This is a genomic window from Acetobacter orleanensis (assembly GCF_001581005.1).
Classification (GTDB): Bacteria; Pseudomonadota; Alphaproteobacteria; order Acetobacterales; family Acetobacteraceae; genus Acetobacter; species Acetobacter orleanensis.
The window spans coordinates 1-11,702 of record NZ_LHZV01000042.1 but is presented as its reverse complement, the minus strand read 5'-3'; the positions used below and the strand labels follow the sequence as shown (position 1 = coordinate 11,702).

Annotated in this window: 9 protein-coding genes; 7 read left to right on the top strand and 2 right to left on the bottom strand. The window is 46.3% G+C overall.

The features are described 5' to 3' along the window. Positions 1-305: 305 nt before the first annotated feature. Together AD949_RS01930 and AD949_RS01925 are read right to left on the bottom strand one after the other, a co-directional pair. On the bottom strand, positions 306-1,154 hold the full coding sequence (locus tag AD949_RS01930; protein ID WP_141325471.1) for a hypothetical protein: 849 nt from the start codon (positions 1,152-1,154) through the stop codon (positions 306-308). Beyond that, a complete protein-coding gene (locus tag AD949_RS01925) occupies positions 1,151-1,864 on the bottom strand; it encodes a hypothetical protein (protein ID WP_048836835.1) in 714 nt (237 codons plus the stop codon). Before AD949_RS01925 ends, AD949_RS01930 begins: the two co-directional genes overlap by 4 nt. 196 nt (positions 1,865-2,060) lie before the next feature. On the opposite strand from AD949_RS01925, the gene AD949_RS01920 reads away from it, so the two are divergent. From AD949_RS01920 to AD949_RS01890, 7 genes are all read left to right on the top strand, one after another. After that, positions 2,061-2,636, top strand: a complete 576-nt coding sequence (locus AD949_RS01920) for a recombinase family protein (RefSeq protein WP_048836836.1) — start codon at positions 2,061-2,063, stop codon at positions 2,634-2,636. Positions 2,637-2,841: 205 nt separating this feature from the next. Further along, entirely contained in the window at positions 2,842-3,669 is an 828-nt protein-coding gene (locus AD949_RS01915; protein ID WP_141325473.1) for a hypothetical protein, read from the top strand. Positions 3,670-3,810: 141 nt separating this feature from the next. Continuing rightward, positions 3,811-8,658 (top strand): DEAD/DEAH box helicase, encoded by a 4,848-nt coding sequence (locus AD949_RS01910; protein ID WP_082786021.1) that lies wholly within the window; start codon positions 3,811-3,813, stop codon positions 8,656-8,658. Between the two features lie 14 nt (positions 8,659-8,672). Then, complete coding sequence (locus AD949_RS01905; protein ID WP_052944621.1) at positions 8,673-9,512, top strand: TIR domain-containing protein; 840 nt, start codon at positions 8,673-8,675, stop codon at positions 9,510-9,512. Between the two features lie 5 nt (positions 9,513-9,517). After that, positions 9,518-10,195, top strand: coding sequence for a DUF6998 domain-containing protein (locus tag AD949_RS01900; protein WP_048837002.1), 678 nt, complete (start codon positions 9,518-9,520; stop codon positions 10,193-10,195). 144 nt (positions 10,196-10,339) lie between these two features. Continuing rightward, positions 10,340-10,933, top strand: coding sequence for a recombinase family protein (locus AD949_RS01895; protein WP_061504602.1), 594 nt, complete (start codon positions 10,340-10,342; stop codon positions 10,931-10,933). A gap of 319 nt (positions 10,934-11,252) precedes the next feature. After that, positions 11,253-11,702 (top strand): DUF6538 domain-containing protein (locus AD949_RS01890; protein WP_346186930.1); only part of this gene is annotated, 450 nt, incomplete at its 3' end.

Sequence of the window (11,702 nt, the reverse complement as noted above, 5' to 3'; positions counted from 1 at the left end):
ATTATATAAAATTCCTGCACTCAAATGGGGTCAACGGGGTGAAACCCCTTGCCAGTCTGGACGGAGTGAACCGTGAAACGGATCAACGTAGTCCACGCATGGCAATACTATTATAATACATATTTTATATTATAACGAATTTCAGGAATTATTATTATTCAATATTGCAACATACCGAGTTTATATCGGTATGAATTTAATATATTATTATCGAGTTTTTTCTTATTCTCTACCATCTCATTTCCAGAGATATCAGAAAAGGCACTGTTATAGCGCCTCCCCATGATGAAGCATAAAAAGTGTTTTTATAATGTTGCTTTCACTGTGTTTGTGGAAAGCTTGTCATCAACAAAGGCATTCATTTGCTTAATTACCTCATCATTCAAGCGGTTCTCTGCCCCTGTATCTTCGAGAAAAATCTCCATATATGAAACATTCTCCGGATTTCCTGACACGCCTCTTATGTTAACAAATATATATGCCTGTGCTGTCGGTGCGTAATCCGGGTTTTTCCGTGTTGGCACCAGAAGAGAACCTTCTGGTCTTTCACTGATGCTCCCATCTTCCAATGAGTAAATGATGTCCTGAGTATCATTTTTCATGAGATGGATATTATATTTTTCAGCCAAGTCCGCTTTGAGGCCAGTAAAACTTGGTGACGCATCAGCAGGGTAAGAAACTGTCCTCTCTATCTTCGTTATGACATTCCCTGAAACGGGCGGAGAAAATGTTACGCGCAAACCATCTCCCTTTATCAAACATCCTAACTGCATCGGGAAGAATTGTGTCTTAACCTGCACTCCCTTATGTACCACTGTCAAAAAAGTATTGCTCTGATGTGGTTCGCCCTCACAATGAGCCGTCATGATTTTTCTTGCGTCTTCTAATGACATTCCCAACGTCAAGCCGAGAATAGACGCCTGTCCGACACTGTTAGATGGCGCTTTATAGTCAATAACCTGCTTCAGATGCAGACCGCCGTTATCTTCGGGAACTTTGGCCGGTTCTGTCGATAAGCCAAGAATTTTATTACAAGCAGGAGATATCATACCCTGATTACGTGCCATCATGCACTGTACCATTGTCTGAGCAGATGCGGTCACAGGTTGAGCAAGAGTAAAGGCTGTAAAAATGAAAAATATCTTTTTCATCATGATTCCAGAGATTTAACGAATTGAGGATTGTTGTTAATGGCCTGATTGATACAAACCATTGCAGTATTATAATTTTGCCAAATCAGCCTGGTTCGCTTTCGATAACCAACGAATATCAATATCGGAATCGCCATAAAGATATCGATATTTAGAAATGGAAGGATATCTGATTGAGTGAACGTCGGGTGAGTGGCGCGATAGTCTCTATCTGAATGGTAAACACCTCCAAGATTGTTATTTCGAGGAGGAAGATTACTGTAGGCCAGAGTCAGAATTATAAAAGGAAGAAAGATATAACCAAGGTATTTTAGCGTTAGCTCTTTAGTGCCTTTGTAAGCAATCGAATTTGGCAGACACCTGAGGAGATTCCAGCCTTGATTGGTCGTGAAATTCCTGACAACTAAATTATACCCGTTATTATTACCTTTAACGCTTCCCCAGACTACCAATACTGTTTGACCATTACCAATATCACCGTTTACTTCGACTTTCTCCTGTCGGCCACCGGGAGAAACTATCCAGAAATCTTGGTGTTCCTGAGTTGTGCTGGATATCTGAGGAGCGCTTGTCCTGTACACACCATACCCAAGGTCGGTAATCGTACCCTGTCCAGTCGACTGAACTGTAGTCGATGTCCATTTCCGAACGTCTTTTACAGTCCCCTTGATTCCGTTCAGCCAGAATGTTTGGCCCATGACCTCAATATCCATAAGAAGCTACCAAACCGGCGGAAACTGGCGGGATTTCATCGTCATTGTCATGTCTCCATCCTATGAACACCCCCGGAAAACCCGGAAAAATCCACCGGATGTTATCCCTTAAACACCTGTTTTTGTTACACTTCTCCCTAAGCATCCAAACACGAGAACGGATACCAAGATCATGTATCAATAAAGGAGAGGAACAATGACACGATATGGATATGCCAGAGTCAGTACGACGAAGCAGAGCACCGACAGCCAGACCAGCGATCTTCAGAAGGAAGGGATACCACCCGACCGCGTCATTACCGAGACGCTTTCAGGCGCAACATCATGGAAGCAGAGACCAGAACTCAGCCGTTTGGTTCATCGACTGAAGGCAGGTGATACGCTGACGGTTGCGAAACTCGACAGGCTTGGCCGTAATGCCGTGGATGTTCTTTCTTTAATAGACATACTGAAAAAACGGCAGATTGCTGTGCGTATCCTTAACCTTGGGATTGATACCTCAGGCGCAGGTGGTCGCCTGTTCCTTTTGCTTCTCGCTGGTTTCGCGGAGTTTGAACGCAACATTATTCGTGAGCGGATCATGGCTGGCCTAGATGTCGCCAGAGCCAAGGGAAAACGCCCCGGAAGACGTTCTACTCTATCGCCTGAAAAAACAGCTCAGGCACGAGCTATGAAGCAAAGAGGATTGTCCTCCCGCGAAGTCAGTGAACTGCTTCAGGTATCACGTATGACGGCATGGAGAGCCATGAACAGCCTGAAAGCCGTCCCTTAACCTCTGTATCAGCTATGCATTATTAAACGCATGACATGCAAATAATGCATATTCCAAAAACAGGTGATTTTGGGACAAATTTTTAACCAGAACACTGAAGATATCTCCACTCCTGAAAAACTGTCAGAACCAGTGAAAAACGAGGCTATCACTGGCGGAATTTTTCTTTTAATTATGTGAATCACAATAATTTATGGCATAACACGTGACTGAAACGAAAATTCCGGCTCCCAGAAAACGTGGCAGGCCAGCAAAAACAGGCAAGCCCATGTCAGCCTTGGAACGGCAAAAGCGTCGTCAGGCTCTGACCGGTGGGATCACAGACGCCGTGATTGAGGTGATGGCTCGTCCTGTCCATAAGGGGTGGTCTTCTACTGCGGGATTTCTGGACAATGCTTTCGTACGTCGCTCAGACATCTCTTTCCAGTTTACCACACAGGATGTTCTCTCCTTTATTCCAGTGGAATTGCACGATGAGTTCTGGTCCCGCATCCAGCTTTCCATTGCCAGAAAAAGTTTTCAACATGATCTGAGGGAGAGCAAAAAAAATCAGGACGTCCGGAGAACCATGCATGCAACTGTAAGATTCAGAGACGTATTCATATGGGAACTGGTCTACGGAACAATGTTCCATCGGAACGAATATGACAGGCCAATTCAGAAGGCTCTCGATATATTACCGTTCATCGTCAATGGTATAAAGCCGGAAGACGAGCAGAAATATATTGATATCTATGTGGCATACAGAAGTGTGTATGACGCTGAATGGAATACACATTGCAGGCAATTCTCAGAACAACAAAAGAAACAAGAAGAATATTCACCTGCCATGAAGGCTCATACCACCCGGATGGCGAATATCCGGAAGGAAGTCATCTCCTACGAAACCCAAGCCCGTTCCAGGCGGGAAAAATATGATCAGCAACTTGATCGTGATCTTTTCAAAGAAGAATGCATCGCTATCGCCTACTCCTTGTCTGACGAAGAGCTGAAAGCCCGGCACAAGGAAATTCAGACAATAAGGATGAAATAATTCTTATTATGTGAATCACGGAATTTTTCCTGCCCGAGCACGAAAGCGCTCCCCGCTATCATGACAGGTCTTCCCTCCCTTGCCGGTTGTCCGGCCAGAGGGCAAAACAGACCTATTGTTACAAGTCAGGGTTTCTCTTCCATGTCCGCATTGTCTCAGCTTCTCGATACGCTTCGCCATATGGCCGTCACAGAGAGCGAAAAAGGGACGTATTTTGAGGAATTGGTGGTCTGCTACCTGCGGACAGAACCCAGCTATGTCGATCTCTATGACAAGGTCTGGCCTTACAAGGAATGGGCAAAGGAAGAAGGTCATCCTGTCAAGGACACAGGCATCGACCTTGTGGCCAGAGAGCGGGGCACAGGCAATCTCCATGCTGTCCAGTGCAAGTTCTATGGTCCTGACCACAAGATAACCAAGAAGGATATCGACACCTTCTTTTCAGCGTCCGGCAAAAGCTGGTTCTCTCATCGCGTTATTGTTGCAACCACAAACCATTGGAACAGCAACGCCGAAGACACACTGGCCAACCAGCACCCGCCAGTCAGCAAGATTGATCTGCTGGACCTTGAAACCAGTGTCATTGACTGGTCGCAGTATCAACCAAAACAGAAGCCTGTCCTGCGGGAGAAAAAGAAGCCCCGCGAACATCAGGAAACAGCCATCGGAAATGTACTGGCTGGCTTCAAGACCCATAACCGAGGCCGTCTCATCATGGCCTGTGGAACGGGTAAGACCTTCACGAGCCTGAAACTGGCAGAAGAACTGGTTGGCGCTGGTGGTCGCGTCCTGTTTCTGGTTCCCAGCCTATCCCTGCTTTCCCAGTCCCTGACGGAATGGACCCAGGAAAGTCAGGTTCCCCTGCATAGCTTTGCCGTCTGTTCAGACAGTGATGTGGGAAAGAAAAAAGCGTCCAACGACGACGAAATCAAGGTCAAGGTTCACGAGCTTCGTTATCCTGCGACCACAAACCCCGAGCGACTGGCGACCGAATATCAGAAACGTCATGACGCCACCCATATGACGGTGGTGTTCTCCACCTATCATTCTATTGATGTCATCAGTCAGGCCCAGAAAGACTACGATTTCCCGGAATTCGATCTGATTGTCTGCGATGAGGCTCACCGGACAACAGGCGTGACCTTTGGTGGGGAAGAGAACGACAGCGCCTTTGTGAAGGTTCACAATCAGGATTATCTGCACGGTGAGCGTCGCCTTTACATGACCGCTACCCCCCGCATTTATGGCGATGTGGCTCAGGAAAAGGCCGAAAAGGAAGGAGCCGTCGTCTATGGCATGAACAATGCCGGGATTTTTGGCCCCGAGTTCCACGTCATCACCTTCTCCGAAGCCGTCAGACGCAAACTGCTGGTTGATTACAAGGTGATCGTGCTGGCCGTGGATGAGGGAACTGTCAGCGCAAGGCTTCAGAAGCTTCTGGATGATCCTGATAATGGCCTGAAGGTCGATGACGCTTCCAAGATTGTGGGATGCTGGAAAGCTCTGGCCAAGATCGGTCTGTCACAGGATGGCGTGGAAGACCCCGACCCAATGAAACGGGCCGTGGCGTTCTGTCAGGTCATCTCCCCTGACTACAAGGGACGCGCCCACAAAGTCAGTTCCATCCAGATTGCCGACATGTTCCAGAAGGTGGTGGAAGAATATCAGCAACAGGACGGTATCGAGCCAGAGGCACGTCTGACCTGCGAAGCGAAACACGTCGATGGCGGGATGAATGCCAGTGAAAAGGAAGGCAAACTCTCCTGGCTGAAAGAGGAAACCCCGGACAAGACCTGTCGGGTGCTGTCCAACGTCCGCTGTCTTTCTGAAGGCGTGGATGTCCCCGCTCTGGATGCTGTCTTGTTCCTGACACCCCGCAACTCTCAGGTCGATGTGGTGCAGTCAGTCGGTCGCGTGATGCGGAATGCACCAGGCAAGAAACGGGGCTATGTGGTTCTGCCTGTTGTCATCCCAGCGGGAACACCTCCCGAACAGTCACTGGACAATAATCAGGCTTACAAGGTGGTCTGGCAGGTTCTTCAGGCTCTGCGGTCCCATGATGACCGCTTTGACAGCATGGTCAACAAAATGGACCTTCAGGCAAAACCTGACACATCCCGCATGGAAGTGATCGCTGTCACAAAGACGATCACCCCGAAGACAAAAGCCCTGACCACAGGGACAGCCCAGAAGGCTCACTCTTCCTACGATATTGGAAAGAAAGCTTCTCGTCCCAGCGAAGAACAGTTCAAAATGGAGTTCGAAGTCGGGGAAATCGAACGCGCCATCTATGCGAAAATCGTCAAGAAAGTTGGCAATCGCCACCATTGGGAAGACTGGGCCGGTGATATTGCAAAAATCGCCCAGACCCACATTACCCGTATCACCACCATTCTTGAGAACCGGGAGAATGTTGAGGCTCGTAAAGCCTTTGAGCAGTTTGCGGGAGACCTGCGTTCAGAACTGAACGACAGCATCACAGATGAGGAAATCATCGAGATGCTAGCCCAGCACCTAATTACCCGTCCGGTGTTTGAAGCCCTGTTCTCAGGACACAGCTTTGTCTTCGACAATCCCATGTCAAAGGCCATGCAGTCCGTGCTGGATGCTCTGGACAGACACAACCTGCACAAGGAAGCGGACACGCTGGAAGCGTTCTATGCCAATGTGCGGGAACGTGCTTCCGGGATTGATACAGCCTATGGTCGTCAGAAGGTCATCAAGGAACTGTATGACGGGTTTTTCCAGACAGCTTTCCCCCGCCTGAAGGAACGGCTTGGCATCGTTTATACCCCCATTGAGGTGGTGGACTTTATTATCTGCTCCATCAACGACGTCCTGCAAAACGAATTCGGTCAGACGCTGGGAAGCAAGGGCGTCCACATCATGGACCCCTTTACAGGCACCGGCACCTTCATCACCCGCCTGTTGCAGAGTGGTCTGATCACAAAGGAACAGCTCCTGCACAAATATCGGCAGGAGCTTCATGCCAACGAAATCGTCCTGCTGGCTTACTACATCGCTTCCATCAATATCGAAGCCACATTCTCGGACCTGATGGACGGAGCCTATGAGCCGTTTGAAGGCATCTGCCTGACGGATACCTTCCGTCTCAGTGAACCGCATGATCTGATCGGGTCCACGCTGGAAGACAACAATAAGCGTATCAGAAAACAGAAAAAGCTCGATATCCGGGTTATCATGGGGAACCCGCCTTATTCGGTTGGTCAGGAAAGCGGAAACGACAATAACCAGAACGTATCGTATCCCGCTCTGGATAAGCGATTAAAAGAAACGTATGTCGCACGGTCATCTGGTAATCCCCGAAGTCTTTACGATAGCTACATTCGCAGTCTTCGCTGGGCGTCAGACCGTATTGGCAGACAGGGTGTCATAGGATTTGTGACTAACGCAGGTTTCTTGGACGCCAAGAACTCCAATGGCCTACGTCAGTGTCTGGCAGAGGAATTCTCCTCCATTCATGTTTTCCATCTGCGTGGAAATCAGCGGACCTCAGGCGAAACCTCTCGCAAGGAAGGTGGCAAAATTTTTGATGCCGGGAGTCGTGCTCCGATTGCTATTTCTATCATGGTCAAGAACCCGGATGCAAAGGAACAGAGACGTATTCTGTTCCATGACATAGGAGATTATCTGACCCGTGAGCAGAAGCTGAAACGCATTGAAGAACTGGCCAGCGTCAATGGCATAACAAATACAGGTCTATGGCACAGCATCCTACCTGATGATCATGGCGATTGGCTCAGACAAAGAGACGACAGTTTTGGAAATTTTATTTCTTTAGGAAACAAAAAAAATTCAAATGAAACTACAATTTTTAGCAATTACTCCGCTGGTGTGAAAACCAATAGAGACGCTTGGGTATATGGATTTTCATTCAGCAAGGTTGTTTGCAATGTTAAGCGAATGCTTGATTTTTATGAATCATGCACATCCCACAAATTTCATGGAGATGCAAATGATCCAAAGAATATAAGCTGGTCTTGGATTCTTCGAGAAAAATCTCAAAAGAAAATAAAAATATCATTCCAGAAACACCATATGTCGAAATCTTTATTTCGACCATACTGCCATGAGTATTTATACTATGACGCAAATTTAAATGAAAATAGATATCGTATGCCTTACGTATTCCCATATGGCAACGAGGAAAATTTTCTTATTTGCATCAAAGCACGCGTACCAGATGATGGCTTTTTTGTGATAATGACGAACAATATATTTGATCTCCAATCAGATGGAGGGACTCAGTGTTTCCCACTTTTCGTATATCACGAAAATAAAAATACCTCAGACCATCCCGACCTACTGACAGATTCCTCCAAGGGGAGACTGACTAGACAGGACGCCATCACCGATGAGGGGCTGAAGCATTTCCAGGATGCCTATCCAGGTCGGGTCATCAATAAGGAAGACCTGTTCTATTATGTCTATGGCCTTCTGCATTCCCCTGAGTATCGGGAACGTTATGCGGACACCTTACGAAAGGAACTCCCCCGTATTCCCCGTGTAAAGACATATGAGACTTTCAGGGCGTTCTCTGATGCCGGTCGCAGACTTGGTGAGATGCATGTCAATTTCGACAGCCAACCCATCTATGAAGGCGTCAAGATCGATTACGGCAAAGGACCGCTGACACCTGAAGCCTTCCGGGTGGAAAAGATGAAATACGGCAAGGGGAAAGACAAAAGTATCCTACATTATAATGACCGTATCACCGTCATAGGCATTCCTCTGAAAGCCTATGATTACGTGGTAAATGGCAAATCTGCTCTGGACTGGGTTGTCGAACGTCAGTGCGTGAAGACCGACAAAGCCAGCGGTATCGTCAATGATGCCAATGACTGGGCTATTGAGACCATGGATAACCCACGTTACCCGCTGGAACTGTTCTTACGTGTGATTACTATCAGTCTGGAAACCATGAAAATCGTGAACGGGTTGCCTCCACTGGATATTCTGGAAAGCTAAGGAAAATTTCGATAATGTATTATTTTGTTATTGTACAAACAAATGAAAAACTCACCAAATCTGATGATTACCGCACATATATCCAATATGATTCAACAGATTTAGAAAGCATTAAACAAAATGTTGTTCGACCTTTCCTTGAAAATATAGATCTCCATTTTGAAGGTAATTTCATAAAAAAATCTGATATCAAGCATATCTCCATTAAAGAATCTCCTAAGCCTATAGCAACCCTTCAAGAAGAAGCTTACGAAAAATTACCTCAAGGATTTTTTGTAGTCTTAACTTCCGAGACAATAGTTCGCGAAAAAAATGGTCTGACTGATATAACAAATTCAGTTTTCAACTCTGTCAGAGCATCAATCTCCACTAAAATACCCACAAATACAGGAAACAAAAATGATATTTTTTCTTCAAAGAGGGTTTTTATTGTTCACGGCCGAGATAATCTAGCAAAAACAGAAACGGCCCGATTAATCGAAGCATTAGGTTTAGATGCCGTAGTTTTACACGAACAAATAAATTCAGGAAAAACTATTATTGAAAAAATAGAACAAGAAACAGATTGTGGATTTGCTATAGTTTTATATACGCCTTGCGATCTTGGACGAATTTCTTCTGAAGTAGACGAACAACCACGGGCACGTCAAAATGTTATTTTTGAACATGGTTACCTGACCGCAAAGCTAGGACGTGATCGTGTCTGTGCTCTGAAAAAAGAGAATATTGAAACACCATCGGATATTAGTGGTGTTGTCTACACGAACATGGATAGCGAAGGAATGTGGAAATACGCTGTCGCCCGGGAACTTCAAGCTGTAGGTTTTATTATCGATATGAATAAGGTCCGCTGAAGAAGATGGGACTGTCACAAATACAGATCATCCGCTCTCTTGGAGATGCATTAGCGTGGCTAGAAAAAGAAGTCCAATGGGGTGTAAACCCCGCTGAGTTACGACATCTGACTGGTAGAATTGGTGAACTTTATGTCGCCATGAAAACCCGAGGTCAAATGGCTCTGGAAGTTAATCAAAAAGGCTACGATGTTGTTTCAGTCGAGGGCGAACAGATATCCGTAAAAACTGTCACTTCTACTCAATATATTCGGTTTAACAAAAATACCTTGGATGTTGTTCATCGTGTCATTGTCCTACGGCTAAATTTTGATGGTGATGAGATTTCCATTGAGGAAATCGAAGATAAATCTGCTTCAGATTTTTGGCTCCAGTGCCGAGAAACACAAGATTCCTTTATCTACTCTCCTTACCAACAAAAGGTGTTGATACCCTTAAATGATCAGAAACAGATCAGGCGGGCATCCTATGGCCCTTATGAAATCATTGAATACGAAAGTGGGACAATCCAAATAGAAAAAAATGGTATTCCTGAAACTGTGACTAAACCTGCATTACGTGAACTCGCTACCTCACTCGGCGTCAACCTTCTTAATAATATGGGTAATGCACGGAATACGCGCCAGTTGGGCTCTGAAGTAATTTCAGCCATTGAAACCTTACAGAAGACACCATCATTTTAATGACTTTCTAAGTCTGTCGTTTCGTTTAGGTAGTCCCTAAAGGGACATAGCCCCCTACCCCGGTATTATGTGCCTTTAGGGTCTATAATGGAATTAGGGAACGGTTAGTCCCGCCATCCCTATAACCCATAAGGAACGAAAGGTATGAAATACGGATACGCACGAGTAAGCACATCAGATCAAGACCTGACCATACAGGAAACAGCACTCCAAAATGCAGGATGTGAAATTATCCGCGGTGAAAAGGTCTCTGGAACTAGCCGGGAAGGCAGAAAGGAACTGGATAATTTACTCCAGTTTTTAAGGGCCGGTGATTCGTTGGTGGTCACTCGTATCGACAGGTTAGCGAGATCAATCAGTGATTTGCAGGATATTGTCAGATACCTGGAAGATAAAAAGGTATCATTAATTTGCACTCAGCAACCCATAGATACATCCAACGCTGTAGGGAAAATGTTCTTGAATCTCCTTGGTGTCTTTGCTCAATTTGAGACTGAACTGAGAAAGGAACGCCAGCTTGAAGGTATCGCCATAGCCAAGGCAGAAGGTGTCTATAAAGGCCGTAAGCAATCTTATGACCATGGTCGAGTGAAACAACTCAAAACCAACGGATTAGGTGTAGCGGAAATTATGAGACAAACAGGGATATCAAAAACTCATATTTACCGCATTCTAAACTGCTATGGTTTGCCCATTAATGTTGATGCAGACATACCTACAAATGAGCATGTCATGTAGAAACTGCTGACCACGCTGTTTGCAAGCAGGAAACCAAATCTTCTGGGATCATCCGCGCTCCAAAAGTCAGCTTGTGTGTCCCAGCATTTGCTTCCCTTAAAAACCTTGACCGATTTCACACAAAGTCTTACACAAACTCTTACACAAGCGTTCAGAATATTGTTTGAAAACAATACGTTATAGATTGTACGATTTGCTTCAGTGGGTTCGAGTCCCGCAGTTCGCACCACAGACACCTGAAATAGCACGATTTTTCGGCTGAATGAGGGGCAAAGGCTGTCTTTGCTCCATCGTCCTTCCCCACTTGAGGGAAGATTTTATGCTCCGTGTCCGAGGCACTACCTACCACTTCCGCCGTATCGTTCCCCCTGCCCTGCGAGCAGCCTTAAACCGGCGGGAAATCTGGGTTTCCCTGAAAACTGGCTACCAGAACGAAGCCCGCAAACGCGCTTCTCTGCTTCACGCCAGAACCACTGAACTGTTCATACAGGCCCATCTGGACCTCTTGGAACCAGACGCTTTAAGCAGGCTTGAAGGACTGCGGGTTTCACTGCGGGATTTGCAGAGCGTGAACCTGCCTTCATCTGCTCAGGAAACGGGGTCCTTGCCAGTTTCAGCACCGATGCCAAAACCCCGGACAGTGAAGAAAACGACCAAAGCACCCAAAGCCCAACCTTTAATGCTCTCCGGTACCCTGAAACGCTTTGTCCTGGACAGTCCTCATGCCAGCGCCGACACCAAGAAAGCCACGCAACGGGCGGTAGAGTTG

What these genes read in the sequence shown, in the direction of transcription:
- AD949_RS01900 (WP_048837002.1), top strand. Translation starts at nt 9,518, where the DNA reads ATGGGACTGTCACAAATACAGATCATCCGCTCTCTTGGAGATGCATTA.
- AD949_RS01910 (WP_082786021.1), top strand. Translation starts at nt 3,811, where the DNA reads ATGTCCGCATTGTCTCAGCTTCTCGATACGCTTCGCCATATGGCCGTC.
- AD949_RS01920 (WP_048836836.1), top strand. Translation starts at nt 2,061, where the DNA reads ATGACACGATATGGATATGCCAGAGTCAGTACGACGAAGCAGAGCACC.
- AD949_RS01930 (WP_141325471.1), bottom strand. Translation starts at nt 1,154, where the DNA reads ATGATGAAAAAGATATTTTTCATTTTTACAGCCTTTACTCTTGCTCAA.
- AD949_RS01905 (WP_052944621.1), top strand. Translation starts at nt 8,673, where the DNA reads ATGTATTATTTTGTTATTGTACAAACAAATGAAAAACTCACCAAATCT.
- AD949_RS01895 (WP_061504602.1), top strand. Translation starts at nt 10,340, where the DNA reads ATGAAATACGGATACGCACGAGTAAGCACATCAGATCAAGACCTGACC.
- AD949_RS01925 (WP_048836835.1), bottom strand. Translation starts at nt 1,864, where the DNA reads ATGGATATTGAGGTCATGGGCCAAACATTCTGGCTGAACGGAATCAAG.